The organism is Curtobacterium sp. PhB136, assembly GCF_004346855.1.
In the GTDB taxonomy this organism is placed as follows: Bacteria; Actinomycetota; Actinomycetes; order Actinomycetales; family Microbacteriaceae; genus Curtobacterium.
Genome location: NZ_SMGH01000004.1, coordinates 339,505 through 365,809, shown reverse-complemented (window position 1 = coordinate 365,809; position 26,305 = coordinate 339,505). Strand labels below are relative to the sequence as shown.

At 72.2% G+C, this 26,305-nt stretch carries 25 protein-coding genes; 13 read left to right on the top strand and 12 right to left on the bottom strand.

What is annotated here, in order from left to right; genetic code table 11:
* Nucleotides 1-131: 131 nt before the first annotated feature.
* Nucleotides 132-1,574, bottom strand: coding sequence for a hypothetical protein (locus EDF27_RS01765; RefSeq protein ID WP_132046943.1), 1,443 nt, complete (start codon nucleotides 1,572-1,574; stop codon nucleotides 132-134).
* Between the two features lie 38 nt (nucleotides 1,575-1,612).
* Nucleotides 1,613-3,853, bottom strand: coding sequence for an FAD-dependent oxidoreductase (locus EDF27_RS01760; protein WP_132046941.1), 2,241 nt, complete (start codon nucleotides 3,851-3,853; stop codon nucleotides 1,613-1,615).
* 108 nt (nucleotides 3,854-3,961) lie between these two features.
* Here EDF27_RS01760 and EDF27_RS01755 point away from each other — a divergent pair, with 108 nt between their 5' ends.
* The 3 genes from EDF27_RS01755 (at nucleotide 3,962) to EDF27_RS01745 (ending at nucleotide 7,735) form a co-directional block, all read left to right on the top strand.
* Nucleotides 3,962-5,317, top strand: coding sequence for an MFS transporter (locus tag EDF27_RS01755; protein ID WP_123655347.1), 1,356 nt, complete (start codon nucleotides 3,962-3,964; stop codon nucleotides 5,315-5,317).
* Nucleotides 5,318-5,445: 128 nt separating this feature from the next.
* On the top strand, nucleotides 5,446-6,942 hold the full coding sequence (locus EDF27_RS01750) for an LCP family protein (RefSeq protein ID WP_123655348.1): 1,497 nt from the start codon (nucleotides 5,446-5,448) through the stop codon (nucleotides 6,940-6,942).
* Between the two features lie 10 nt (nucleotides 6,943-6,952).
* Nucleotides 6,953-7,735, top strand: a complete 783-nt coding sequence (locus EDF27_RS01745; protein WP_132046938.1) for an endonuclease/exonuclease/phosphatase family protein — start codon at nucleotides 6,953-6,955, stop codon at nucleotides 7,733-7,735.
* A gap of 36 nt (nucleotides 7,736-7,771) precedes the next feature.
* Here the strand turns inward: EDF27_RS01745 and EDF27_RS01740 are convergent, their stop codons facing one another.
* Entirely contained in the window at nucleotides 7,772-8,485 is a 714-nt protein-coding gene (locus tag EDF27_RS01740; RefSeq protein ID WP_132046936.1) for a hypothetical protein, read from the bottom strand.
* Nucleotides 8,486-8,607: 122 nt separating this feature from the next.
* On the opposite strand from EDF27_RS01740, the gene EDF27_RS01735 reads away from it, so the two are divergent.
* From EDF27_RS01735 to EDF27_RS01715, 5 genes are all read left to right on the top strand, one after another.
* Entirely contained in the window at nucleotides 8,608-9,330 is a 723-nt protein-coding gene (locus EDF27_RS01735) for a GntR family transcriptional regulator (protein WP_123655351.1), read from the top strand.
* Nucleotides 9,327-10,325, top strand: a complete 999-nt coding sequence (locus EDF27_RS01730) for an ADP-ribosylglycohydrolase family protein (protein ID WP_132046934.1) — start codon at nucleotides 9,327-9,329, stop codon at nucleotides 10,323-10,325. The genes EDF27_RS01735 and EDF27_RS01730 overlap by 4 nt, the downstream gene beginning before the upstream one ends.
* Nucleotides 10,326-10,415: 90 nt before the next feature.
* Nucleotides 10,416-11,903, top strand: coding sequence for a cytosine permease (locus tag EDF27_RS01725; RefSeq protein ID WP_132046932.1), 1,488 nt, complete (start codon nucleotides 10,416-10,418; stop codon nucleotides 11,901-11,903).
* A complete protein-coding gene (locus EDF27_RS01720; RefSeq protein WP_123701193.1) occupies nucleotides 11,903-12,835 on the top strand; it encodes a PfkB family carbohydrate kinase in 933 nt (310 codons plus the stop codon). The genes EDF27_RS01725 and EDF27_RS01720 overlap by 1 nt, the downstream gene beginning before the upstream one ends.
* A gap of 100 nt (nucleotides 12,836-12,935) precedes the next feature.
* A complete protein-coding gene (locus tag EDF27_RS01715) occupies nucleotides 12,936-13,847 on the top strand; it encodes an SDR family oxidoreductase (protein WP_123701194.1) in 912 nt (303 codons plus the stop codon).
* Nucleotides 13,848-13,880: 33 nt separating this feature from the next.
* On the opposite strand, the gene EDF27_RS01710 is transcribed toward EDF27_RS01715, so the two are convergent.
* From EDF27_RS01710 to EDF27_RS01695, 4 genes are read right to left on the bottom strand one after another with little or no spacing between them, the layout of a single operon-like run.
* A complete protein-coding gene (locus tag EDF27_RS01710) occupies nucleotides 13,881-15,980 on the bottom strand; it encodes an iron ABC transporter permease (protein WP_279433163.1) in 2,100 nt (699 codons plus the stop codon).
* Nucleotides 15,981-15,983: 3 nt separating this feature from the next.
* Complete coding sequence (locus EDF27_RS01705) at nucleotides 15,984-16,958, bottom strand: iron-siderophore ABC transporter substrate-binding protein (protein WP_132046930.1); 975 nt, start codon at nucleotides 16,956-16,958, stop codon at nucleotides 15,984-15,986.
* Nucleotides 16,955-17,782, bottom strand: coding sequence for an ABC transporter ATP-binding protein (locus tag EDF27_RS01700; RefSeq protein WP_132046928.1), 828 nt, complete (start codon nucleotides 17,780-17,782; stop codon nucleotides 16,955-16,957). The genes EDF27_RS01705 and EDF27_RS01700 overlap by 4 nt, the downstream gene beginning before the upstream one ends.
* 51 nt (nucleotides 17,783-17,833) lie before the next feature.
* On the bottom strand, nucleotides 17,834-18,154 hold the full coding sequence (locus EDF27_RS01695) for a hypothetical protein (RefSeq protein WP_123655358.1): 321 nt from the start codon (nucleotides 18,152-18,154) through the stop codon (nucleotides 17,834-17,836).
* 156 nt (nucleotides 18,155-18,310) lie between these two features.
* Between EDF27_RS01695 and EDF27_RS01690 the strand changes: the two genes are divergently transcribed.
* Nucleotides 18,311-18,985 (top strand): hypothetical protein, encoded by a 675-nt coding sequence (locus EDF27_RS01690; RefSeq protein WP_123655359.1) that lies wholly within the window; start codon nucleotides 18,311-18,313, stop codon nucleotides 18,983-18,985.
* A gap of 8 nt (nucleotides 18,986-18,993) precedes the next feature.
* On the opposite strand, the gene EDF27_RS01685 is transcribed toward EDF27_RS01690, so the two are convergent.
* A complete protein-coding gene (locus EDF27_RS01685) occupies nucleotides 18,994-20,511 on the bottom strand; it encodes a threonine/serine exporter family protein (RefSeq protein ID WP_123655360.1) in 1,518 nt (505 codons plus the stop codon).
* A gap of 70 nt (nucleotides 20,512-20,581) precedes the next feature.
* Here EDF27_RS01685 and EDF27_RS01680 point away from each other — a divergent pair, with 70 nt between their 5' ends.
* Nucleotides 20,582-21,286, top strand: a complete 705-nt coding sequence (locus EDF27_RS01680; RefSeq protein WP_123701196.1) for a hypothetical protein — start codon at nucleotides 20,582-20,584, stop codon at nucleotides 21,284-21,286.
* On the opposite strand, the gene EDF27_RS01675 is transcribed toward EDF27_RS01680, so the two are convergent.
* Entirely contained in the window at nucleotides 21,264-21,521 is a 258-nt protein-coding gene (locus tag EDF27_RS01675; protein ID WP_123701197.1) for a hypothetical protein, read from the bottom strand. The genes EDF27_RS01680 and EDF27_RS01675 overlap by 23 nt on opposite strands.
* A gap of 100 nt (nucleotides 21,522-21,621) precedes the next feature.
* The gene (locus EDF27_RS01670) at nucleotides 21,622-22,062 is read right to left on the bottom strand and encodes an OsmC family protein (protein WP_123655363.1); all 441 of its coding nucleotides are present in this window, start codon (nucleotides 22,060-22,062) and stop codon (nucleotides 21,622-21,624) included.
* Nucleotides 22,063-22,182: 120 nt separating this feature from the next.
* Here EDF27_RS01670 and EDF27_RS01665 point away from each other — a divergent pair, with 120 nt between their 5' ends.
* Both EDF27_RS01665 and EDF27_RS01660 read left to right on the top strand, forming a co-directional pair.
* Entirely contained in the window at nucleotides 22,183-22,764 is a 582-nt protein-coding gene (locus tag EDF27_RS01665) for a DUF805 domain-containing protein (RefSeq protein ID WP_132046926.1), read from the top strand.
* A gap of 123 nt (nucleotides 22,765-22,887) precedes the next feature.
* A complete protein-coding gene (locus EDF27_RS01660; RefSeq protein WP_132046924.1) occupies nucleotides 22,888-23,931 on the top strand; it encodes an NAD(P)-dependent alcohol dehydrogenase in 1,044 nt (347 codons plus the stop codon).
* Between the two features lie 2 nt (nucleotides 23,932-23,933).
* Here the strand turns inward: EDF27_RS01660 and EDF27_RS01655 are convergent, their stop codons facing one another.
* The gene (locus EDF27_RS01655; RefSeq protein ID WP_123701199.1) at nucleotides 23,934-24,725 is read right to left on the bottom strand and encodes a sulfite exporter TauE/SafE family protein; all 792 of its coding nucleotides are present in this window, start codon (nucleotides 24,723-24,725) and stop codon (nucleotides 23,934-23,936) included.
* A gap of 77 nt (nucleotides 24,726-24,802) precedes the next feature.
* Here EDF27_RS01655 and EDF27_RS01650 point away from each other — a divergent pair, with 77 nt between their 5' ends.
* Nucleotides 24,803-25,573 carry a helix-turn-helix transcriptional regulator gene (locus EDF27_RS01650; RefSeq protein ID WP_132046922.1) on the top strand — a complete coding sequence of 257 codons (771 nt, stop codon included), beginning with the start codon at nucleotides 24,803-24,805 and terminating at the stop codon, nucleotides 25,571-25,573.
* Nucleotides 25,574-25,579: 6 nt separating this feature from the next.
* Here the strand turns inward: EDF27_RS01650 and EDF27_RS01645 are convergent, their stop codons facing one another.
* Nucleotides 25,580-26,281 (bottom strand): GntR family transcriptional regulator, encoded by a 702-nt coding sequence (locus EDF27_RS01645; RefSeq protein WP_243698172.1) that lies wholly within the window; start codon nucleotides 26,279-26,281, stop codon nucleotides 25,580-25,582.
* Nucleotides 26,282-26,305 lie beyond the last annotated feature (24 nt).

Below are 26,305 nucleotides of genomic sequence, written 5' to 3'. Positions count from 1 at the left end.
TGACGCGGACCCGGCGTCAGCGTAGGTGCTGGCCGCAGCCGGAACCGCGTATTCCACATGTGGTCAGGCGACGGTCACGCCCGACGCGAATGCGTGGTCAGGCGACGGTCACGCCCGACGCGAATGCGTGGTCAGGCGACGGTCACGCCGGACACGAACGCGTTCGTCCGCACCTGCGCCGCCGTCAGCGGCACACCGCCGAGCACCACGCCCGAGAACGACACGTCCGACACCCCGTGCGCGGCGTCCCACCCGGACAGCGTCACCGGGTCCGCGCTCACGCTCGTGAAGTCCCGGATCGTGATGCCCGTGATGCGCCCGCGCTCGTCGCCGTACCCGGTGTCGTTCGAGTACGGCCCCTTGAGCACCTGCATCACGATCGCCTGCTTCCCGACCGGCTGCGACTCCACGTGGTAGCCGTCGACCGTGACGTCGGAGAGCGTCGCCCAGTCCTGCACGTCGAGCTTCAGTGCCACCTCCTTCGCGCGGAGCACGTACGACCGTGTGATGGACACGTCGGTGAACACCTCGGTCTCCATCGACGACCCGAAGCGCACCGGGTTCCCGCCGGTGACGTTCCAGAAGGTGGTGTCGTCGGCGTGCAGCCCGCGGGTCTCGGGCTCGCCGTTGGTGGCGGCGTCGAGGGCGTGCCAGCCGAACCCGTCGTCGCCGCTCATCACGAAGTCGTGGCTGACGGTCATGTCCTGCACGCCGTCGGTGTCGATGCCGTCGTTGTTGATGAGCGTGCCCATCAGGTTCATCCACGAGACGTCGATGCCGGACGAGCGGATGTAGAGCGTCTGCCACCACTGGGCGTTGCGGACGCCGATGCCCTCCACGGTGATGTCCGAGCTGTCGTGGAAGCGGATCGCCATCGTCTTGTCGGTGCGGGAGGTGTCGTCGCCGGCGTCCAGGATCCCGCGCCCGCGGACCGTGACCCCGGTCACCCCGTCGCCGTCGATGCGGCCGCGCACGAGTGCGCCCGGCGCCAGGTAGACGGTCTGCCCCGACGTCGGTCGGATCACGCCGGCGTCGTGCTCGCCGGGCCCGTAGTAGAGCACGTTCGGGTCGGCGGCCGACGGGACGTCCGTCTCGGACGGCGTGACGTAGAGGAACAGCGCGCGGACGCCTGGTGTCTCGATGACGAGCGGGTGCGCGTCGCGGATCGTGAACGTCACGGTGTCGCCGGAGCGGGTGGTGGCGATCGCGAGGGTCCTGGGCGTGACGACCGGGGTCGCGGACGTGGCGAGCCCCGGCATCGTGACGCGCACCGTGGCGGTGCCGGTTCCCTTCGCGAACATCGCGACGTCGTGCGAGGTGCCGCTGACGGACTCCGCCTTGACGGGGACCGCCGTCGCGTTGGCCGACACGGTGTGCGCGGTCGCTGTCGGTGCGGCCGGGTTGCCGGGGTTCGCCTGGATCGCGGCGGTGCCGACGGTCGTGGCGGCGACCGCCCGTGGGCCGGGCGCGGCGTCGGCGGCGTGCGCCGGGCCTCCCGTCCAGGTCGACACGGACGCGACCGTGACGGACGCGACCGCGATCGCGGTGAGCAGGGTGGTGGCGCGCAGGCGCATGGCGATCTCCCTTGATCGTCGGATGGGTGGTGCGGTGGTCAGTAGACCTTCACGGCGCTCGCCGTGACGAAGGGCGACCCGTTGGTCGCGGTCACGACGACGCGGAGCGACGTCGTGCGGACCGGGTCGACGTCGTGCACCCGGTGCCGGTGGCGGTTCCCCGCGACGGTCGCGAGGGGCTGCCACGCACCGTCCACGCACGCCTCGACCCGGTAGTCGCGGGCCAGGTCCGGGACGGCGTCCCAGTGCGTCCGGTGGTGGTGCAGGTTGATGAGGTCCGCGTCGACGTCGTCGTTCCAGACGATGCGGACCTGGTGGACGTCGACGGGCTCCGCCCAGTCGAGCGTCAGTGTCGCGGTGTCGTGTGCGTGGCTCGACCACATGTGCGGCCCACCGTGGGGACGCTGGATGCCGTCCACCACCCGGGAGGCTCGCCACGCGTCCGTCTCGCCGGTCACGGTGAACGCGAAACAGGTTCCGCGGAGGGCCCGTGCCTCCCAGTCCGTGACGGGTTGGTCGTCCTCCTCCGGGATGTGGTCGTCGAAGGCCGCGTCGTCGGCGGAGCGGGCGCGGAGCGCGAGGACGCCGTACGGGTGGCCGTCGGTCCGGAGCAGGCGGACGCCGGGTGCGGTGCGGACGACGACGACCGCGTTGCACGGCTCCGCCGGGTGGAAGTCGAGGTCGACAACCGCTTCGCCGGACCCGGGCGGAACGCGCGTGGTGTGGGTGGAGACGTGGTCGATCGGGGCGTAGTTCTGCGGCTTGCCCGTGGTCCAGAGCTCGACCCGCAGGTCGGTCGCGGCGTCGGCGTCGGTGCGGATGGCGATCGTGCCGAGGGACGGGTCCGCGGGCAGGACGATCGCGGCGTCGCGGTCGAGCGCGAAGGGCTCCTCGGTCTGCCACGGCGTCGTGTCGATCGTCGTCAACTCGGAACTCGCGCTGATCCGGGCACGGCGTGCCAGGTCCGCGGCGTCGACGGCCCGGACGCCGATGAGCGGGGCGTCCTCGCGGAGGAGCGTCTGCTGCAGCATCGCGATGTGGTCGGACCCGAGCTGGCGTGGCGTCATGCCGTGCCGTGCGACGAGGTGCGCCGCAGTGCCGGCCGCCTGGCCCTGGGTGGCGCAGGTCGCCATCACGCGGGTGGAGCCGAAGGCGATGTGCGACGCCGAGATGTTCCGTCCGGCGACGAGCAGGTTCGCGACGTTCGCCGAGTAGAGGGAGCGGAACGGGATGTCGTACGTGCCGTCCGTGTAGCGCTGCTGGGCGCCGGCGGTCTCGGCGTAGACGCCCTCGACCGGGTGCAGGTCGATCGACCAGCCGCCGAACGCGACGGTGTCCGGGAAGGACCGCTGCGTGAGCAGGTCCTGCTGGGTGAGGGTGTGGTCGCCCACGAACCGGCGGTACTCGCGCTTGCCCGGGATCGCGCCGACCCAGTCGAGCGTCAGGGTGTCGGCGTCGAACCGGCCGGAGTTCTTGATGTGGTCCCAGATGCCGTAGACGACGCCCCAGAGTTCGTCGCGGATGTGCTCGTTGTCGGTGACGGTGTCGAGCTCGCCGCCCCACTCGATCCACCAGTAGTTGCAGCCGTTGTCGCCGGTGCCGATCGCCCGGTTCGCGAGGATCGGCGTCTGCGACACGTCGATGGCGATCGACGGTGCGACGAACTTCTCGGGCCTGCCGGTGTCGTGCGTGGAGAAGAAGATCGAGCTGCCGAGCAGTTCGTCGTCGGCGTGCTCGGGTGCCCAGTCCTCGCCGTGCTCGTCCCGGCCCTCGCGGCCGATGCGGTACTCGGCGCCGGCGAGTGCGCCCACGAGTCCGTCGCCCGTGCAGTCGAGGAACACCGGCGCGGTGAACGTCGTCTCGATCTCGGAGCCCATCGTCCAGCCCGTGACGCTGGTGATCGTCGTCGGTCCGCCGTCGTCGGAGGTCCGGACGGTGCGCACGTCCGTGTTGAGGTGGAGGTGCACGTTCGGCTCGGCGCGGACGAGGTCGAGCACCACCTGGTCCCAGTAGACGGCGTTCCCCTGCGGGTTCCGGTACTGGTTCTCGAGGAACAGCTCGCCCATGATCCCGGTCTCGCGGGCGAACCGCTGGGTGCCGTGGGCGGTCGCGCCGACGACCCACACGCGGATCTCGCTCGAGGAGTTGCCGCCGAGGACCGGGCGGTTGGTGACGAGGGCGACGCTCGAGCCGAGGCGGGCGGCGGCGACGGCGGCGCTCACACCGGCGAGGCCGCCGCCGACGACCACGACGTCGTGGTGCTGGTTCCGGAACTGCATGGCAGCGACGGTATCACTTGCTGGCGCTTCTTTCCCACTGTGTGGCAAAGTGTGCCCGACGAGTGCTATCGTCAACGAACTCTCGACAACGAAGTGTGAGGTCACCCCATGAGCGACGGAACCCGAACGCGCACGAGCGCCGACGCCGCCACCACCACCCCGGACGTCCGGGCCGCGCTGGGCGACGACGCCCGCCGCCAGAGCATGCGGAAGGTGATCGTCGCGGCCGGTGTCGGTCACTTCGTCGAGTGGTTCGACTTCGGCCTCTACGGCACGCTGGCCACGGTCATCTCGCTCCACTTCTTCAAGCAGGGCGACCCGCAGGTGGCGCTCCTGTCCGCGTTCGCGGTGTTCGGTGCCGGCTTCGTGATGCGACCGCTCGGCGGGTTGTTCTGGGGGTCCCTCGGTGACCGGGTCGGCCGGAAGACCACCCTCGCGACGGTGATCCTCATCACGAGCGGGGCCACCGCCGTGATGGGCATCCTGCCGACGTACCAGGTGGTCGGACTCTGGGCGCCGGTCCTGCTCGTCCTCGTGCGACTCGTCCAGGGCTTCGCCGCCGGCGGTGAGGGAGCCGGCGCGACCACGCTGCTCGCCGAGTACGCCCCGTCGAACCGGCGCGGCTTCGTCACGAGCTTCATCGACGTCTTCGGGTTCGTCGCCTTCATCGTCGGTGGCGGCCTGGTCTTCCTCTTCACGGCGGTCGCCGGCGGGGACGCCCTGCAGTCGTGGGGCTGGCGGGTGCTGTTCCTCATCGCGATCCCGCTCGGGCTCGTCGGGCTGTACCTCCGCACGAAGCTCGAGGACACCCCGGAGTTCCGCGCGCTCAAGGCCAAGGGCGAGGTCGCGGCGAACCCGCTGCGCCGCTCGATCCGGACGTCGTGGCGAGCGCTGCTCTTCTGCGTCGGCTTCGTCGTGATCAAGGCCGTCGGGCACTGGATCCTGCAGACCTTCATGCCGTCCTACCTGCAGGCGGACCTCGGCTACTCGCCCATGGTGTCCTACGGCGCGGTGGTACTCGGCTTCATCGTGATCGCCGCCCTCGTGCCGTTCTTCGGCCTGCTGTCCGACAAGATCGGCCGGAAGCCGGTCATGCTCGCCGGCTGTGCCGGGTTCGTCGTGCTGACCTACCCGACCCTGATGCTCATGAACGCCGGGAACTTCTGGGCGGCCGCCGGGGCGATGATGCTCCTCGGGCTGTTCATGGCCGCGTTCGACGGTGCCGTGAGTGCTGCGATGGCCGAGCTGTTCCCGACCAACATCCGGTACGGGTCGATGGGCATCGCGTACAACATCAGCGTCGCGGTCTTCGGTGGGATCACGCCGTACTTCGCCACGTGGCTCATCGCCTCGACGGGCAACAACTTCGCGCCGGCCTTCTACGTGATGGCCGCCGCCGCGATCAGCGGCATCGCGGTCCTGCGTGCCCGCGAGACCAACAAGGAGACGCTGCGGCAGGAGTGAGACGCGGCCATGAGCACGGACGGGAGGCACGGTGCCAGCTGGCACCGTGCCTCCCGTCCGGGGGGTGTTGGCGACATTTCGCAGGAGGATGCCATACTCCACGCACCGTCTCCGGTTATCGTGCTCAGGTGAGTTCGCAACCGGAAGAGACGACCCTGCGCCGCCGACGCGGCTCCGTGCCGCCCCGGCACGGCCGCCAGAAGCGCGGGTTCGGCGTGGTGTTCCCCGCCGTCGCCGGTGTGCTCACCATGGCCCTGCTGCTCAGCGGCGGGTACGCGGCGTACGCCTACAACCGCCTGGCGTCGAGCGTCACCAAGGTCGACGCGATCGGTGGATCGACGAGCACCAAGGACGACGTCGACGGCAAGGCGATGAACATCCTGCTCGTCGGTGACGACCACCGTCCCGAGAACGCGACGCCCGAGCAGATGGCCGAGCTCAGCACCACCTCGGACGGCGGATCGACCAACACCGACACCATGATCGTGCTGCACATCGCAGCCGACGGGCGCAGCGCGACGATGATCTCGTTCCCGCGCGACTCCTACGTGGACATCCCCGGCGTCGGCAAGGGCAAGCTCAACAGCGCGTTCTACTACGGCACCCTCAACAACGGCGGCGCCGCGGGCGGTGCCCAGATGCTCATCAAGACGATCGAGGGGCTCAGCGGGCTGTCGATCGACCACTACGTGCGGGTGTCCCTGCTCGGCTTCTACGAGATCGTGAAGCAGCTCGGCCCGGTCGAGGTCTGCCTGAAGGAGCCCGCGAAGGACAAGTACTCCGGCGTCGACCTGCCCGCCGGCAACTCGAAGCTCACCGCGAAGCAGGCACTCTCCTTCGTGCGTCAGCGCCACGGCCTGCCGAACGGCGACCTGGACCGCTCGGTGCGCCAGCAGTACTTCCTCTCGCAGGAAGCGCGGAAGATCCTCTCCGCCGGCACACTCCTCAACCCGGTGAAGACGACGAACATCATCGACGCGATCGGTGACTCCGTCGAGACCGACCAGGGCCTCGACCTGCTGTCCCTCGCGTCCCAGCTCCGGAACCTGCGGCCGTCGGCGATCCAGTCCGCGACGATCCCGATCCTCGGCACCCCGACGATCGACGTCGGCGGCTCCGCGCTCTCCATCGTCGAGGTGGACACGGTCGGCATGCCCGCGTTCGTGCAGGGCCTCATCGGCCAGTCGGACGCCTACACGAAGGCGACGGCCGCGGCCGCGTCGGGTGTCAGTGTCACGGTCGTGAACGGCAGCGGGATCACGGGCGCGGCCGGGGCGGCGACCACGGTCCTCGCCGGCCGCGGGTTCCAGGTCGGGACCCCGGGCTCCTCGGACACCACGATCGCGACGATGGTGCAGTACCCGGCGGGCATGGAGGCGCAGGCGAAGGCCCTCGTCGCCGCCGTCCCCGGCGCGCTGCCCGTGCAGACGTCGTCCGTGCAGGGCGTGACGCTCGTGCTCGGGAAGAACGGCAAGACCGCCGTGGCCGCGGAGCCGGCGGCACCGTCCTCGTCGTCCGCCGCGTCCGAGCCCTCGTCGAAGCCGTCGTCGAAGGCCGCGTCCGAACCGAGTGCGACGTCGACCGACGTGCACAACTACGGGCAAGCGGACTCCTGCATCTACTAGGTTCGAGGGTGTGAGCAACGCAGCGCGTCCGATCACCCTGATGACCTACAACGTCAAGAACCCGGATCCGGCGCACGACTGGCCGGCGCGTCTGCCGGTCCTGCTCGACATCGTCCGACGGAACGACCCCGACGTGCTCTGCGTGCAGGAGGCCTTCGACCACCAGATGGACGAGCTCCGCGCGGGCCTGCCCGGGTACGCCGACGTCGGCCAGGGACGCGAAGGCGGCACGGCGGGGGAGCACGCGGCGGTCTTCTTCCGGACCGAGCGGCTCCGACCGATGGACACGGGCTCGTTCTGGCTGTCCGACACCCCGGACGAGCCGGCGTCGAACACCTGGGGCAGCCTGTTCCCGCGGATCGCGAACCACGTGGAGTTCCTCGATGCCGACGGGCCGGCGTTCACGCTCCTGACGACCCACCTCGACCACGAGCCGACCGAGCACGGGGACGAGGTCCGTGGCCGGAGCGCCGCGCTCATCGTCGAGCGGCTCGCCGGGATCGACGGCCCGGTCGTCGTGGCCGGGGACTGCAACGAGCCCGCCGGTGCGGGAGCGGCGTCGCGGGTCTTCGCGGACGGTGGCTACACGGATGCGTGGACGGTGGCGGGGGACCCGGCGGACCGGACGGCGACGTTCAACGACTGGCTGCCGCCCGTGGACTCCGGCGAGCGGATCGACTGGGTGCTGACGAAGCGCGTCGCCGGCGTCGACCGGGTGCGCATCGACCACGACGGGCCGGAGACGTGGTTCGCGAGCGACCACTTCCCGGTGGTCGCCACGATCCGGATGTGAGTGCGTGCGGCGCGCGCCGAGGGTGTCGCGCCGGCGTCAGCAGCCGTGCACGGCGTTGACGGGCATCGGCGAACCGATGACCGTCACGGTGGTGCCGTCGGTCAGTGCGGAGACGCCGTTGGTGCCGGCTCCGTCGGAGTCGGACGGCCAGCCCTCGGCGAGGAGGAGCTGCCACGCCTCGGAGTCGCCGGAGCCGAGCGACTCACGGTCGGCATGTGCGGCGTCGTCGATGCGGTGCGCGATGTCGTCCCCGACCTGGACGTCGTCCGGGCCGGTCAGCTCGACGACGCCGCCGGTGCGGGAGCGGACGTCGTCGCGGAGGACCCGGACCTCGAGCGAGTTGCCGAGGCTGGACGGGGTGGAGAGCGCGGCCACACGGATGGCGCCGCCCCACGTGTAGGTCGTGCCGGCGGGGAAGCAACGGCCGCCGTCGCCTTCGGCCGTCTGGGTGCGGGACGGGGTGCCGAACAGGCGGTTGAGCAACGACACGGTCGTGCGGGAGTCGCGCATCGAGGCGACCGCGACGGTCCGTTCGCCACGGCGGAGGACGATCGACTCGGCGCCGAGCTCGACGGCGTCGACGCGCTTGAGCTTGGCGTTCGAGACGTGCGTGGGGGTGGCGACCGGGGTGATCTCGGCTGCTGCGGCACGGTCGACGGTGGCGGGACCGTTGGACAGGTCGGCGGCCGTCGCACCCGCCAGGAGGGCGAGCGTCGCGGCGCCGAGCGCGAGCATGGTCCGTGCAGTCACCGTTCGACCGTAGGGCCATGACCACGCCTGGACGACGGGTGTTACCGAATCGGGGCCGGGCCGTCACCGGACCGTGACATTGCGCTCGACTGGACAGGTCTTGTACATGTACCATCGCTGCCATGCCCGTCTCATCGAAGCGACGTCTCGTCGCCGAAGCCCTCCGCGACGCGATCGCGACGGGTCGGTACGTCTCCGGGGAACGCCTCCCCGGCGAGCACGAGCTCGCCGAACGGTTCGCCGTCAGTCGTGGGACGGTGCGTGCGGCACTGGCCGACCTCGCCGACGACGAGTACATCGCCACCCACGGCGGCATCGGCTCGGTCGTGACCTTCGACGGCGCAGCGCTCGACCCCCGAGCCGGCTGGGCGCGCTCGATCGCCGGCAGCGGCGCCGAGGTCGTCGCGCGCACCCTCCGGATCGAACGGGTCACGGACGCCGAGCTCGCCGGCGTCGTCGGCGCGGACCCGGAGCTCGTCGCGGTCGACCGGGTGCGCTCGGTCGTGGACGGCCCGCACGTGTCCTACGAGCGCAGCATCGTCCCGCGGATCGGCCGGCTCGACCGCGCGGTCGAGGACGGCCTGGTGGACGGTTCCCTCAGCGCCACGATCGAGGCGGCCGGGCTCGTCCCGGTCCGTGCCGAGCAGTGGATCGACGTCCGGCCGCTCGACGACGCCGAGGCCGCGGTGCTCGACCGCACCCCGGGCACCCCGTTCCTGCACAGCCGCCGGGTGTCCCGGACCGCGAGCGGGGCGTTCGTCGAGGCGGTCGACAGTCTCCTCGACCCCGAGCGCTTCCGCATCCACATGCGGTTCCAGAGCACCACCGGACAGGACGCACGATGACCGCGCAGCACGACCACGCCCTCGCCGCCTTCCGGGGGCTCGCCATCGGGGACGCCCTCGGCATGCCGACGCAGTCGATGTCCCTCCGCGAGATCCGCGAGGACCACGGGCGCATCGCCGGGTTCGTCGACGCGGGCCCCCACCAGCGGATCGCGCACGGCATGCCCGCCGCGAGCATCACCGACGACACCGAGCAGGCCGTCCTCGTCGCACGGCTCCTGGTCGAGGGGGAAGGACGGCTCGACCCGACCCGCTTCGCCGAGGCGCTCATCGACTGGGAGCGCGGGATGGCGGCGAAGGGGTCGCTCGACCTCCTCGGCCCGAGCACGAAGACCGCGGTGCAGCGCATCCTGGACGGCGTCCCCGCGTCCGAGGCCGGGTCGACCGGCACGACGAACGGTGCCGCGATGCGGATCACCCCGGTCGGCATCAGCACGCGTGCCGACGACCTCGACGCGCTCGTCGACGCCGTGCAGGACGCGTCTCGGGTCACCCACGACACCGGGCTCGGCATCGGTGGTGCCGCGGCGATCGCGGCCGCCGTGAGCGCCGGCGTCGACGGCGCGACCCGCGACGAGGCACTCGACGTCGCCGTGGCCGCCGCCCGCATCGGGGAACGCCGCGGGCACTGGATCGCCGGCGCCTCGATCGCCGACAAGGCCGCGTGGGCGCGCGGGTACCTGCCGACCGTGCCCGCAGCCGACCGCATCGACGTGATCGACGGCGTCATCGGCACCAGCGTCGCCAGCCAGGAGTCGGTGGTGGCAGCGCTCGCCCTCGTCTCGCTCGGCCTCGACCCGTGGGAGACGCTCTGCACCGCCGCGAGCACCGGCGGCGACACCGACACGATCGCCGCGATGGCCGGTGCGGTGCTCGGCGCCGTGCACGGGCCGTCCGCGTGGCCCGACGGGGCCGCCGAACGGGTCGAACGCGTGAACGACATCCGGTTCGCGGACGTCGTCGCCCCCCTCCTCGCACTGCGCGGCACGCACTAGCCACGCCCCCACAGCCCCGGTCGGTGGCATCCCCCACGAGCCACCGCCCGGTCCCCCCCCCGAAGCCCTTCCGACGACGTAAGAGGAACCATGACCGACCGTCCCGCCTCCGGCACCCTGACCAGCATCGAGCAACGCGGGATCGAACCCGTGCCCGCCGCCGAGCGCACCGGCAGCTCCGGCGCGCTGTTCTGGGTGTGGTTCGCAGCGAACATCTCGATCCTCGGGCTGCCCCTCGGCGCGACCCTGGTGGCGTTCCAGCACCTCAACATCTGGCAGGCGCTCGTCGTCGCGGTGGTCGGTGCGGCCGGGTCGTTCGCGCTCGTCGGGGTGATCTCGATCGCGGGTCGTCGTGGTGGCGCTCCCGGCCTGACGCTGAGCCGCGCGGTGTTCGGCGTCCGCGGCAACATCGGCCCGACGTTCGTCTCGCTGCTGTCCCGACTGGGCTGGGAGACCGTGAACACCACGACGGCGGCGTTCGTGCTGCTGTCCCTGTTCACCATCCTCTTCGGGACGGACGGCGACGCGAAGCACGAGCCGCTCCTGACGGTCGTCGCGATCCTGGTGTTCGTGATCGCCACGGTGCTCATCTCCGGGCTCGGTCACGCCTTCATCGTCGCCGTACAGAAGTGGGCGACGTGGGTCTTCGGCGCGCTCAACGTGTTCGTCGCCGTGTTCCTGGTCGTCCGCGTCGACTGGCACGTCGTCGGCAGCGCTCCCGCCGGCCCCTTCGCCGCGATGGCCATCGGCATCGGCACGATCGCTGCCGGGACGGGGATCGGCTGGGCGACCGCCGGTGCCGACATCGCCCGCTACACGAAGACCAGCGTGCGGGCGTCGAAGCTCGTCGCCGCCAGTGCCGCGGGCGCGGGCATCCCGCTCGTGCTCCTGGTCGGCCTCGGAGCGCTCGTCTCCGCCGGCGACCCGACCCTCGCGCAGGCCGGTGACCCGGTCGCCGCGATCCGTGACCTGCTGCCGAGCTGGATGGCGATCCCGTACCTGATCGCCGCGTTCGGCGGCCTGCTGCTCTCCAACCACCTCTCCGTGTACTCCGCCAGCCTCACCACGCTGACCCTCGGCATCAAGGTGCCCCGGGTGTGGGCGGTCACGGTCGACGTGGTCGTGACGTTCCTCGGCGCCCTGTACTTCATGCTCGTGGCCGACGGCTTCTACGCGCCGTTCATCACGTTCATCTCCGTCCTCGCCGTGCCGATCACCGCCTGGCTCGGCGTCTTCATCGCCGACATCGTGCGCCGCACCTGGTACGACCCGGTCGCGCTCCTCGACCTGCGCGCCGGGGGTCGCTACTGGTACTCCGGCGGCATCGCCTGGCGCGCGGTCATCGCCTGGGCCGTCGCGATCGTGGTCGGGTTCCTGTTCACGAGCGTGCAGGTCGGGGACGCCGACCCGGTGTTCGTCGGCTCGTTCTCGCACACCTGGATCGGCGCGAACGGCCTCGGCTGGATCGTCACGTTCATCGTCGCCGCAGCGGTCTACGTCCTGACCGGCGGACCGAAGGGCACGCTCCACGAGCCGGCCGACGAGTCCGCGCCGATGCCGGTCGCGGAGCGCGCCTGATGCCGCGGCTCGTCTCCGTCGGCAACGTCATCGTCGACATCGTGATGCGCATCGGGGAGCTGCCGGAGCCCGGGGGTGACGTGCTCGCATCGTCGTCGGACATCACCGCGGGCGGCGGGCTCAACACGATGGTCGCGGCCCGGCGCGACGGCCTCGAGGTCGTGTTCGCCGGCCAGTACGGCACCGGTCCGTTCGGCGACGTCGTGCGACGAGCCCTGGCGGACGCGGACGTCGAGGTGCTGCAGCCCGGGATCGACGACGTCGACAGCGGCTACTGCGTGGCGCTCGTCGACGCCTCCACCGAGCGCACCTTCGTCACGTCCGTCGGCGCCGAGGGACGGCTCGGCCCGGCCGAGCTCGCCCGCATCGACCTCCGCGAGGACGACACCGTCTTCGTCTCCGGCTACGGGCTCGCCCACCCGGTCAACGGTGCCGCGATCGCCGCGTGGATCGGGACGGTCCCGGCATCGGTGCGGGTCGTGTTCGACCCGTCGCCCCTGGTCGCGACGCTGGATCCGTCCGTGGTCGCGCCCGTGACGGCGCGTGCGGACGTCGTCTCCACGAACGCCCGGGAGGCCCGGCTCATGTCCCCGACGTCGGCCGACCTCCGGCAGGCGGTCGCCGCCGTGGCCGCGGGTGCGCGGGGCACGGCGCTGGTCCGTGACGGCGGGGCCGGGTGCTGGGTCGCGGACCCGTCGCTGTCCGACGGCCCGGTCCTGGTTCCGGGCTTCGCCGTCGCGGCCGTCGACACGAACGGTGCCGGGGACGCGCACGGCGGTGTGCTCGTCGCGGCGCTCACCCGGGGCGCGGGCCTCGTCGACGCGGTCCGCCGGGCGAACGCCGCCGCTGCGATCGCGGTGTCCCGTCTCGGTCCCGCGACGGCGCCCACGCGGGCCGAGACGGACGCGTTCCTGGCCGCCCACCCGGCGTAGACCGGCTCGTCGGACCGGTGCCGAGCCTCCCGTCCGGGCTGTGTGCAGGGGGACAGTCTCCTGAACGCAACCGGGGGACGCCCTGCGTACCGTCGAGGGCATGACGGACCAGCAGATCGACCAGTACACGATGCAGGACCCGACGAAGCTCTACGCCGACAAGCAGCCCGACGAGCAGTACCTCGAGGGCGCCGGGACGGACGCGGAGATGGCGCAGAACGTGCCGGCCGACCACGGCGAGGACACCTACCGCGGCTCCGGCCGACTCGCGGGCCGCAAGGCACTCGTCACCGGCGGCGACTCCGGCATCGGGGCCGCCGTGGCGATCGCCTACGCCCGCGAGGGTGCCGACGTCGCCATCGGGTACCTGCCCGAGGAGCAGGAGGACGCCGACCGGATCGTCTCCCTGATCGAGGCGGCCGGACGCAAGGCCGTCGCGATCCCCGGAGACATCACCTCGCTCGAGTTCTGCGAGGAGCTCGTCGCGACCGCCGTCCGTGAGCTCGGCGGGCTCGACATCCTCGTGAACAACGCCGGCAAGCAGCAGAACGTCTCCTCGATCGTGGACATCTCCGACGAGGAGTTCGACGAGACCTTCAAGACGAACGCCTACGCGACGTTCCGGATCACCAAGGCCGCGGTGCCGCACCTGCAGCCGGGCTCGACGATCATCAACACGACCTCGATCCAGGCGTACGCGCCGTCCCCGCACCTGGTGCACTACGCGGCCACGAAGGCGACCGTGAACAACCTGGCGAAGGGGCTCGCGGCCCAGCTCGCGCCGAAGGGCATCCGCGTCAACGCGGTCGCGCCCGGGCCGATCTGGACGCCGCTGCAGCCGGCCGGTGGTCAGCCGCCGGAGGCGCTGCCGTCCGCCGGGGAGCAGACCTACCTCGGCCGCTGGGGCCAGCCCGCCGAGCTCGCGCCGGCGTACGTGTTCCTCGCCAGTGGCGAGTCGTCGTACGTCGTCGGCGAGACGCTGCACGTCGACGGCGGCATGCCGACGCCGTAGCGCGCCGCGCGCCGGGGCCGCTGTGCGCGGTGCTCAGCGCGCGGTGCGCGGCGTGCGGACCAACAGCCAGATGAAGTACGGCGTGCCGATCGCGGCGGTCAGGATGCCGGCGCCGAGCTGGGCGGGCGCGATGACCGTGCGGCCGACGACGTCGCCGGCGCACACGAGCACCGCGCCGAGCATCACGGCGACCGGGACCACGGCCGCGTGCTTCCGGCCGACGAGCGCCCGGGCCGCGTGCGGTGCGACGAGCCCGACGAATCCGATCGTCCCGACGGCGGCGATCGCCGTCGCGGTGAGCACCACCGACACGGCGAGGAAGCCGAGGCGGGCACGGGACAGCCGGACGCCGAGGAGTCGCGGGGTGTCCTCGTCCAGGGACACCAGGTCGAGCTCCCGACGGCGGGCGATGACCGCGACGAGCGCCAGCACGAGGACGACCGCCACCGGCACGCAGTCCGACCACGTGCGACCGTAGGTCGAACCGGACAGCCAGGTCAGCGCCTTCGTCGCGTTGAACGGGTCCGTGAGCACGATGACCAGGCTGATCATCGCGGTGAGGCCGGACGAGACGCCGATCCCGACGAGCACCAGCCGGTCCTGCCGGAACCCGCCGCGTGCGGAGAGGCCGAAGACGATCGCCGCCGCCAGGGTCGCACCGAGGAACGCACCGCCGGCCATCGTCCAGGAGCCCACCACCGGCAGCGCGGTCACCATCACGACCGCACCGAGTCCCGCTCCGCTCGAGACACCGAGGACTCCGGGATCGGCGAGGGGGTTCCGGGTGACGGCCTGCACGATCGTGCCGGCGAGTGCGAGCGCCGCGCCGGCGAGGAGCGCGGCGAGGACCCGCGGCACCCGGGTGTCCAGGATGAACGAGATCGCCTGGTTCGCCCGGCCGGTCAGCCAGTTCGTCACGTCGCCGAGCAGCAGCTTCGCGTCCCCGAGGAGCACGGACGCGATCACCACCCCGACGAGCACCGCGGCCAGGGACAGCGTCACGACGAGCACCGTCCAGCGGCCGGGGACCCGGGACCCCTCGAGCTGACCCGTCTGGCCCGAGTCGCGGGTGCGGATCGCCATCACGACGAGGAACACCGCGCCGACGACGCTCGTCACGATCCCGGTGGGGACGGCCGTGGCGGTGTCACCGGTGACGAACGCGCGGAGCAGCACGTCCGACGCCAGCACGATGCCCGCGCCGACGAGCCCCGCGACCGGGAACGCCGCCCACGAGCGGTGCATGGTCGGGAAGCGGCGGGCGAGGGGACGGACGAGCGCCGGTGCGCAGAGGCCGACGAAGCCGATCGGGCCGGCGATCGTGACGGCAGCGGCGGAGAGCAGGACCGCGAGGACGATCGCGACGACCCGGGTGCCGCGGACCGGGACACCGAGTCCCCGCGCCGCGTCGTCGCCGAGCGCCAGGGCGTCGACCCGTCGGGACACGAGGACGAAGCCCCCGACGCCGACCACCAGGAACGGCAGCATCTGCGCGACACCGGCGAACCCGTTCTGCGCGATGCCACCCTGGCTCCACGCGTACATGCCCTGCGTCTGCTGGGGGAACAGCAGGATGAGGGCGTTCGTGACCGCACCGAGCCCGAGCGCGAGCGCAGAGCCCGCCAGCACCAGGCGCACCGTCCCGTTGCCCAGCCCGGACAGCGCGAGGACGAGCGCAGCCGCCCCGAGTCCGCCGGCGAAGGCGATGCCGGACTGCGCGAGGACGCCGAAGCCCACACCGGAGACGGTGGCGACCCCGAGCGCGAGGTAGGCGCCGGCGTTCACGGCGAGGGTGTCCGGCGCCGCGAGCACGTTCCGGGTGACGGCCTGCATCGCCGCGCCCGCGATCCCGAGCGACGCACCGACGAGGAGACCCGCGACCATGCGCGGCAGCCGGGACGCGATGACGACCGACGCGTCGGTGCCGTCCGCCTGCCCGGTGATCGCCTTCCAGACCGCGGCGGCCCCGACGTGGGCCGTTCCCTGCGTGACGTCGATCGCGGCGAGGAGGACGACCACGACGACACCGGCGAGGAGCACGCCGAGGCCCAGGGAGACGCGCCGCCCACGGCCGGAGGGCCGACCGACGTCGGAACGCCGGTCGGCCCGCTCGGGTGCCAGGGTGTCGATCACCCGTTACTTCGTGATCGCGGCGACGGTGGCGTCGATGTACGCCTCCATGGAACCGGGGCCGCCGAACATCCAGATGCCGTCGGTGAGGCGGTGCACGTTGCCGGCCTCGACGAAGGGCAGCGACTTCCAGACGTCGTTCGACGCGAGCGAGTCGGCGAACACGTCGTTGCCGTCGGCCTTGTTCGCGATGTAGAGGAACTGCGTGTCGGCGCCGAGCTTCGTCAGGCCCTCGACGTCGGTCGACCCGAGGCCGTACGCGGCGTCACCGTCGACGTCCCAGGCGTTCTCGAGCCCGAGTCGCTCGTTCACGGTCCCGAGTGCCGAGGTCGACGTGTACGGACGGATCGTGACCTGGTTCGAGAGCTCGTACCCGTCGGCCATCGCGACCGTCGTGCCGGCCTTGCCCGCGTCGGCGAGCTCCTTCTTGCCCGCGGCGAGCTTGTCCTCGAACCCGGACCAGACGGTCTTCGCCTCGGCGGCGGTCCCCGTCGCCTTCGCGATCATGTCGAGCGTGTCATGCATGGTGCCGAGCTGGTCCTTGCCGTCCGCGGAGGCGACGACGATCGTCGGGGCGATCTTCCGGAGCTGCTTGACGACCGACGCCTTGAGGTCGTTCGTCGCGACGATGAGGTCCGGCGCGAGGGCGGCGATGGTGTCGGTGCTCGGCTCACCGCGCGTGCCGATGTCCTTCGGGTCGCCGGTGAGCGGGACGGCGGAGTCGTAGTTCCCGTAGCCCTTGACGTCCGCGACGCCGACGGGGGCGACACCGAGGGTCTCGAGGTCCTCGACCACGTTCCACTCCGTGCCGACGACCTTCTCCGCGGGGCCGTCGAGCGTCACCTTCGTGCCGGTGGCGTCGGTGATGGTGATCTTCGAGCCCGATGACGACGCGTCGGACGCCGACTGGGTCGACCCGCAGGCGGTCAGGGCGATCAGGGCGGTGGCCGCGATCGCGGTGGCGGAGAGGAGACGCTTCATGAGCTGCTGTGGAGCCTTTCGGTGCGGGTGTGGTGCCGGCCGACGGCGCGGGTGCGCAGCCGTCCGGTCGAGGGGTCGTGGTCGACGTCGATGCGGATGCCGTAGACGGCGGAGAGCCCCGCGGACGTGAACACCTCGGACGGGGTGCCGTCGGCGACGACCACACCCGCTTCGAGGAGCACGACGCGGTCCGCCACGGCGGCGGCCTGGTCGAGGTCGTGGAGGACGACACCGACGGCGATGCCGCGCTCGTCGGCGAGGTCGCGGATCAGGTCGAGCAGCTCCACCTGGTAGCGGAGGTCGAGGTACGTGGTCGGTTCGTCGAGGAGCAGCACACCGGTCTGCTGCGCCAGGCAGCTCGCCAGCCAGACGCGCTGCAGCTGTCCACCGGAGAGCTGGTCGACGTGGCGGTCGGCGAGGTCGCTGAGCCCGGTGACGTCGAGGGCGTGCTCGACGACCGCGGCGCCGTCGGGGTCGGTGCCGCCGAACCGGGACCGGTACGGGTGCCGGCCGAACGCCACCACGTCGCGGATGCGCAGGCCGCCGGGGGTCGGTCGGCCCTGGGTGAGGAGCGCGACCTGCTTCGCGAACGCCTTGGGGGAGAGGGCGAGCCCGTCGACGGTGTCGTCGTCGGTGCGCAGCGCCACCGAACCGGACCGCGCGGGCTGGAGCCGGGCGATCGTCCGGAGCAGCGTCGACTTGCCCGAGCCGTTCGGGCCGACGAGCGCGGTCACACGGCCGGCGACGAGCTCGAGGGACGCGCCGTGCACGACGGCATCGCCCTGGTACGCCACCGTGACTGCACGGGCATCGAGATCGACCACTCGGTAAGGGTAGCCTCACCTACCCTGCATTACGCAACACGTGCGGCAGATCTAGCCGACGGAACAGCTCCGAGCCAGACGCTCGAGGAGCTCCCGCGCGGACAGCGCAGCAGCCAGTTCGACCTCGACGGGGTTGATGCCGAATGCGCGCTCGAGCTGCCGGCGCCGTGCCTGGTCGGCGATCGGGACCTCCGGCCGCTGCGGCAACACCGCGATCGCCTGGGCCGCGGCGTCGAACGCGCCCGGCGGTCGACCGAGTTGCTCCCACATCGTCCGGACGTCGTGCGCGACCTGGTCGGGGTCACCGCCGAACTCGAAGCCGGCGGACGCCATGGTCGCCAGTCCCTGCGCAGTGGGGTCGTTCGGGGTCATCGCCGCATCGTCACACACCATGCCGGGAACACGCCAGGAAGACCGGCCCCGGGCCCGTGTCCCCCATCATGCCGACACCCGGACCGGGGATTCTGTTCCGCCGCTCGACACGTTTGGATGAACCTGCGGACAGGACGTGCGCAGACGGAGGGCAGGATGCTCGAGGACACCAGCGCGGACACCGCGGCAGCAGCGGCAGCAGCCGCGACCCTGCACCTGCGGATCACGATCGTCGGCGCGACCGTCGACCTGCTCCACGACGTGCCCTTCCACGAGGCCCGGCCCGAGGCCGTCGCCGAACGCCTCGACATCACCGTCCACGAGCTCCGCCAGCACTTCCCGTCGTGGGACGGCCTCGTGCTCGCCGCGCTCGACCGCTGGAACGGCGGACGGATGGACGAGGTCACGCGCGTCGTCGGCAACGGCAGCACCGTGCAGCTGCTCCGCGCGATCGTCGCCTCGAACGCCGAGGACCCGGCGCTGATGCGGCTCCTGGTGGCGCTGCTCTCGGTCTCGGGGAACCCCGCGCACCCGATGTCCTCGTACCTCCGGTCCCGCTACCAGCTCTTCTTCTCCCAGATCAAGCGCGGGCTCGAGCACGACATCGCCGTCGGGCGGGCGCCGCACACGATGGAACCCCGCCGCGGTGCCGAACAGCTCATCGCGCTGTACGAGGGGTTGCAGCTCCAGGCGCTGCTGCGCGCGGACCTCGACCTCGTGCCGGCGTTCGACCGTGCGGTCGCGCGGCTCGAGCGCGGGTGGATGGAGCGGTACGAGCCGCAGGCCGCTCGTCGCCTGTCCACGTGGTCCGACGACGGCTGGGACATCTAGCCACGCGCTCAGGGCGTGCGGGGGAGCCGCGGCACCGTCCCGTTGCCCGGGTCGTACCCGGTGTCGCGGATCACGCGGATGGCCGTCGTGTCGTTGTGGACCGAGTGCACCACCACCCGGCGCGACCGGCGGAGCGCACGTCGGGCACCCGGCGTCGCGAAGAGCCCGCCGAGCACGAGCCCCGCGCCGATCGCGAGTGCCACCGACACCGCGGCGACGAAGTCGAGCGCCGCACTCGACGTGCCGGACATGAAGTTCAGGAGCGCGTTCGACACGGCGACACCGGGGAGCAGTGCCCCGCAGAACGCCGGCACCGCGATCGCAGCGACGGCGGTCCGCATCCGCACGGCCGCGTAGGTCGAGAGCACGCCGAGCAGGACCGCGGCGACGAACGTCGCACCGAGCAGCGGGAACCCGAGCTGCCGCAGCCCCCAGAGTGCTGCCCCCGCGGCGACCGAGAACACCACCGCGACGGGGATGACCCGGGCGCTCGCCTGTTGCACGAAGCAGTTCGCCCCCGCCGACACCACCGTCAGCGAGAGCGACGCCCAGAGCGGCAGCGTCTGCGTGACGATGCCGGACGGGTCCACCTCGAGGTGGAGCCACTTCGTCAGCGCGATGCCGGCCGGTACCCCGACGACGATCGCCGCGATGATCAGCCCGATGTAGAAGGCGCGCGCGACGGCCATCGCCCGGAACCCCGAGATCGCGTCCTGCGCCCACGTCACGAGTGACGGGTGCGGGAGCAGCAGCACGACGAGGGCGGCGACCATCGTGGCCGCGCCGCCCGGGTGCAGGACCCCGACGCCGATCGCCAGGGTGCCGAGCGCCGACGCCACGGCGCCCTGTGCCCCGGAGACGAAGAACTGCGGGTAGCCGCGGCCGGTCAGCCATCGCCCGGAGACGATGATGCCGAGCATCAGCACGAACGCGCCGACGCCGGCACGCCATCCACCGCCGGCCTGCATCGCGATCGACGTCCCGAGGATCGACAACCCGACGTCGGCCGTCCAGGTGGGCCAGCGGGAGGGCATCCGCAGCACCGCGACGAGCGCGCTCACCGCCGAGGTCATGTCGCGTTCGTCGTGGATGACGTCGTCGACGATCTGGTTCGCCCACGCCAGCCGGTTCAGGTCCGAGCCGTCGGAGCGCACCGTGCGCATCTTGACGAGCATCGGGGCATCCGACGGCGCGTACTGGATCGTCACGGAGCTCCCCGTGAAGTCGAGTTCCAGCGGAGCCAGGTTCCACTTCGTGGCCACGGCGACCAGGGCGATCTCGACGCTGCGGGTGTCCGCGCCCGATGCGAGCATCACCTCGGCCAGGTCGAGACAGAAGTCGACGATCTGCGCAGCGGTGTACTGCGCCGCCGTCTGCCGGTCCGGTTCGACGTGCTCGTAGATCGTGCCGCGGAGGCGTGCGCGGATGTCCCGGAGGTCGTGCTGCGCGACGCTGCGGGCACGTGCGCGGTGTGGGGGACGAGGAGGGCGGCCCGTCCGGGGAGCAGGGTGGAGCGGGTCGGCCATCAGCCCATTGTGCCTGCCGCCTCCAGCCGAGTCCGGGTGCGCGCTGAACGCGTCGCCTAGCCTGGTGCGCATGCCGCTGTCGTCTCCTGATCCGGACCTCGCCGTCGTCGGCGACCTGCCTGCGGGCGCGACGCACGTCGATGCCGACCGTCTCCTCCGAGACGCCGGCTGGACGCGCTGCGGGACGGGCGACTGGGCGTGGGCGCTCCGCTCGCCTGACGGCCGTTCCGTCGCCAGGATCAGCCCGTTCGACCCGGCCGCGCCGTACTCCGCAGCGCTCTACCGGTCGGCCGCGACCACCGGTCAGGTCCCGCTCCTGCTGGGGCACCGCGTGCTCGAGGGTGGCGGTGACCTCACGCTGATGGAGCACCTCGAACCGGTTCGGGAGGCTGAGGCTGCCGCGTTCCACCGGTCGATCGCGGCGCGGATGCCCGACGTCGCGGCGCTCGCCGCGCACATCGCGGCCGTGCACGCGCGCGGTGCGGTCGAGCAGCCGTGGTGGGGGCCGCTCGACGACAACCCGGCGAACGTCATGCGGGGCCGCGACGGCCGGCTGGTCGTCACCGACCTGTTCTACGCCGACGGCCCGGACCTCTACCGGACCGTGCTCGACGACCCCGACCGGGTCGTCCGGGCGTACCCCGAACACCTGCGCCGCTTCATGACCGAGCTCCCGCTGGCGAGTTCCGGCAGTTGGGCCGAGGGTGAGGCCGAGCGGATGCGTGCGGCGCTCGCTGCCGCCGACGCCCGACTCATCGGGACCGACGGACGGTGAGGCGCCCCGCCGCGAACGCGGCGACGACCGCCCCGAGGACGGCGACGGCGACGCCCGTCCAGAAGTGCCAGTTCGTCGATCCCGCGACGAAGGCGTAGTCCGACAGCGGGGCGTACGCGAACCAGCCGAAGGACGCCGGTGGTGCGGTCGCGGCGACGACCACGCCGACCACCAGGGCCAGCAGGCCGAGCCACAGGGTCGCGTGCGTCCAGGCGCGGCGCGGTCGGACCGTCATGGCTGTCAGCGTACCGAGTGGCGGACGGGGGCACCGAATGACGGACGGGAGGCGCGGTGCCAGCTGGCACCGCGCCTCCCGTCCGATCTGGTGGTGACGTCTACTGCTCGAAGGTCGCGTCGAGCGTGATCTCGACCCCGGTGAGTGCCTTGCTGACCGGGCAGGTCGCCTTGGCGTCCTCGGCGGCCTTGAGGAAGGTCGCCTCGTCGATGCCGGAGACCTCGCCGTGCACGGTGAGGGCGATGCCGGTGAGCTTGAACCCGCCGGCGCTGTCCGGGCCGAGGGAGACGTCGGCCTTGACGTCGAGGGCCTCGACGGTGCCGCCGGCCTCACCGAGGACCGCGGAGAACTGCATCGCGTAGCAGGCGGAGTGGGCTGCGGCGATGAGCTCCTCGGGGCTGGTGGTGCCACCGGCGTCCTCGGCGGCGCGCTTCGGGAAGGAGACGTCGTACGTGCCGACCTTCGAGCTGGAGAGTTCGACCTGGCCAGAGCCGTCGTTCAGGCCGCCGTTCCAAGCAGTGCGTGCGGTGCGCGTGGGCATGGCCGCTCCTTTCGTGTGGGGGTTCGGCCACGGGGTGGGCCGACGTGTCCGAGTCAATCGGAGAACGCACGTTCTCGCAACCGGCTCTCGGCGAAGACGCAGTCTCGGTAGGGTCGGGGCATGGGGGAAGCAACGACGTTCCGTGCCCGCGTGCGCACGCCCGGCGCGGTCCGCGACGCCGGGCCGGTCATCGCCCTGGTCCGGTTCTGGACGCAGGGCTGGCGGTTCCACGGGCGGGCGAGCCGCTCCGAGTTCTTCTGGCCGATGGCGGTCGAGCTGCTCGTCGTCGCGGTGTTCGTGGGGCTCCCGGTCTGGATGGGGACTCCGTGGCGGTGGGACGCCTACGCCGACCCCTTCGGGATCGTGCCCTCGCCGTCCGTGCACTTCTCGTTGTTCGGTGACCCGGCGCGCGGCGGCGAGTTCGGCTACGGCGAGGGGCCCCGCGTCGCGCCGAACCCGTGGGACGTCGTCGTGCTGCTCGGGCTCGCGGTCACCGCGGTCCCGCGGTGGTCGCTGCTCGTGCGGCGCCTGCACGACCGCGACCACACCGGGCTCTGGGTCCTGCTGCTGGTCCTCACCGGGCCGCTCGGGTGGCTCGTCGTGTCGGGCATGGTCTGCAGCCGGCCCCGAGCTCGCGGCGCCCGCTTCGACCGGACCCTGTGGGACGCCTACAAGCCGACTGCACGCCTTCCGGCCGGATAGGCAACAGGTGTAGTCTTGATTTCCGGATCGAGACGATCCGATCGCGACGCCGCGCGCCCCACCACGACGCCCCGACAGGTCGTTCAGACCCCGTCAACACCCGTCAACGGAGGAGAGGCAGCCATGCGCGCCGTCGTGTTCGAGCAGTACCAGACGTTCCCGTCCCTGCAGGACGTCCCCAAGCCCACGCCCGGCCCGGGGGAGGTGCTCCTCAAGGTCGCCGGTGCCGGCGCGTGCCACTCGGACGTCGCCGTCTACCGCGAGTTCCAGGCCGGCCAGCCCGGCGCGCAGGACCCGTCCTTCACGCTCGGGCACGAGAACTCCGGCTGGGTCGAGGCCGTCGGCGACGGGGTCACCGGCTTCACCGAGGGTGACGCCTACCTGGTCTACGGGCCGGTCGGCTGCGGCCACTGCAGCTATTGCTCGAAGGGGCAGGACACCTACTGCGAGAACGCCGCGACGAACCCGTACATGGGCATCGGTCTCGGCCGTGACGGCGGCATGGCGGAGTACGTCACGGTCCCCGCGCGCAACCTCGTGCCGCTCGGCGACGCCGACCCGATCGCGGCCGCGCCCCTCAGCGACGCCGCGCTCACGCCGTACCACGCGATCAAGAACTCGCTGCCGAACCTGGCGGGTGGCGGCAAGTACGCCCTCGTCGTCGGGCTCGGCGGGCTCGGCCAGATCGCCGTCCAGATCCTCACCGCCCTCACCGGTGCGACCGTCATCGCGACGGACATGAAGCCCGAGGCGATGGCTCGCGCCGCCGAGCGCGGTGCGATCACGGTGCCCGGCGGGCCGGACCAGGTCGCGGCGATCCGGGAGATCACCGGCGGCAAGGGCGTCGACGCGGCGTTCGACTTCGTCGGGGCGACGCCGACCATCACGACCGCGCAGGCGTCGATGGCCGTCGGTGGGCGTTTCACGGTGGTCGGCATCGCGGGCGGCACGACGGAGTGGAACTTCTTCTCGACGCCGTACGAGTCGACGATCACGAACACGTACTGGGGCACGATCGCGGACCTGCACGAGGTCGTCGCGATGTACCGCGCGGGGCAGATCGTCCCGGACATCGAGCGCTACTCGCTCGACGACGCGCTCGAGGCGTACCGCAAGCTCGAGGCCGGGGAGCTCTCCGGTCGCGCGGTGGTCGTCCCCTCCGCCTGACCTCACCCCACGGCGACCGCGACGCCCGCCGCACCCAGGAGCAGCACGTACCCCCACGCGTGCACTGCCTCCGGGATGCGCGGCGGGCGTCGCCGCAGCGCCACGATCACCGGCATCGCGCCGAGCAGGAGCGCCGCGGCGGCGGGCACGTCGACGGCCCCGACGAGCCCGGGGCACGCCGGGACGGCTCCGTGCACGAGCATCGTGACGAGGACCGCCGGCGCGGCGATCGCCAGGGTCAGCGGGTTCGCCAGGGCGGTCGCCACCGACATGGTCCCCCCGGCCCGCCGCAGCATCGGGACGGTCATCACGCTGCCGCCGACCCCGAGGAAGGCCGCGACCACACCGACCGGGAGGCCCAGCACCGTCCGCACGCTGGCGCCACCCGGCCTGCTCCCGGGCCCCAGGGCGTCGGGTCGGAGGAAGCCCGGCCGGACGAGCAGGTCCACGATCGTCGCGCCGACGTAGACGACGAAGCCCCAGCGGAGCAGCCCGTCCGGAGCGAACCGCGCCGCCGCCGCTCCGAGCGCCCCGCCGAGCACGAGCAGCACGAAGAGCCCGGTCCGGCCGCGGAGCCGTGCGAGCACGTCCCGGCGCGTGGACGCCGTCGCGACCGCGGCGTTGACGAGCATCACGAGCGCGGAGGTTGCCGTCGCGACCCGGACCGCGTCCCCGCCCATCGCCGCGTCCGCGACCGTGATGACGGGCACCGTCACGAACCCGCCGCCGAAGCCGAACAGCACGGTGGTGAGACCGACGAGCAGGCCGATGAGCGTGAGCACGAGGAACGTCATGGGTCCAGTCCACCGGTCGTGGGTCACGGCGAGCAATCGATGTTCGGCCCGAGACCTTCGAGCGTTAGCCTCGGTGCGTGCGCAACGTCCGGGTCGAGGAGCACGACCACCTGTCACGCGACGTGCTGCCCATCGGGACCGAGTACCCGCCCGACTTCCTGCTCGCTCGGCACGCGCACCGGCGGGCGCAGGTCCTCTACGGGGCGAGCGGCGTGATGCTCGTCGAGACGGACGAGGGCTCGTGGACCGTGCCGACCGACCGGGCGGTGCTCATCCCGCCCGGCGTCGAGCACAAGGTCCGGATGCTCGACGTCACCACGTGGAGCCTCTACGTCGAGCCGGACGCGGTGCCGTGGTGGCCGACCTCCTGCACGGTGGTCGAGGTCGGTCCGCTCCTCCGGGAACTCCTCCGCGCCGCGTTCGACCTGCCGCTCGAGTACGACCCCCACGGCCGGGACGGCGCCGTGCTGCGGCTCGCCCTGCAGGAACTGCAGCGTGTCGCGCCGCTCCCGCTGACCGTGGCGCTGCCGACGGCGGGCGCCCTCCGCGACCTCTGCCGCGCCTACCTGGCGGACCCGGACGTGCACGTGACGAACGCGGACTGGGCGCGCAGCGCCGCGGTCAGCGAACGCACCCTCGACCGGCGGTTCCGCGCGGCCCTGGGCGTGGGACCCGCGGCGTGGCGCACGCGCGCCCGACTGCTGGCGAGCCTCCCGGCGCTCCGCGACGCGACCGTGACGGAGGTCGCGAGCGGACTCGGGTACGCCTCACCCGCAGCGTTCACGGCGGCGTTCACGAAGGCCTTCGGATCGCCGCCGTCCCGGTTCCGCCGCGCAGCCCAGGCCTGAGCCGTCTCAGACCGCCGGGCCGTTCACGCGCAGTTCCGCGGCACGGTCGGGGGAGGACCGCGCGACGTAGCCGATCCGGCTCTCGCGGACGTGCCAGCCCATCTGCTCCGCCGCGGCCTCGGCGTCCCCGGCGTCGATCGCCCCGAGGATCCGCCGGTGCTCCGGCCACAGGCGCTTCCCGCGCGAGGACGTGTCCATCGCGTAGAGCCACTCGATCTTCCGGGAGAGCTGCCGGAGCAGGGTCGCGAGCGTCGCGCTGCCGGACAGCTCCGCGACGAGGAAGTGGAAGCGGTCGTTGAGGCCGACCAGGAGCGCGAGTTCGCCGCGGTCGACGGCGCCGTCCCCGGCGTCGAGCACCTCGCCGAGCTCCCGACGGACCCGCCACCAGTCCTCCGGCGGGGCATCGCCGTCGAACAGGGTGCGGGCGCGTGCGGCGGCGCGGCGGGCGGTGGCGATCTCGAGCGCTTCCCGGACGGCGAAGAGGTCGTCGGCCTCGTCGAACGGGATCGCCGCGATCCGGGATCCGGCGTTCGGCCGCGACACGACGAAGCCCTCGCCCTCGAGGCCTCGGAGCGCCTCGCGCACCGGCACCCGGGAGACGCCGTAGCGCTCCGCCAGGAACGCCTCGGTCACCCGGGTGCCGGGCGTCAGCTCGCCCGCCACGATGTCGCGGCGGATCGCGTCGAGGACTCCGGCACCGTTCAGCACGTGCACCAGCGTCTCACGGGCGGG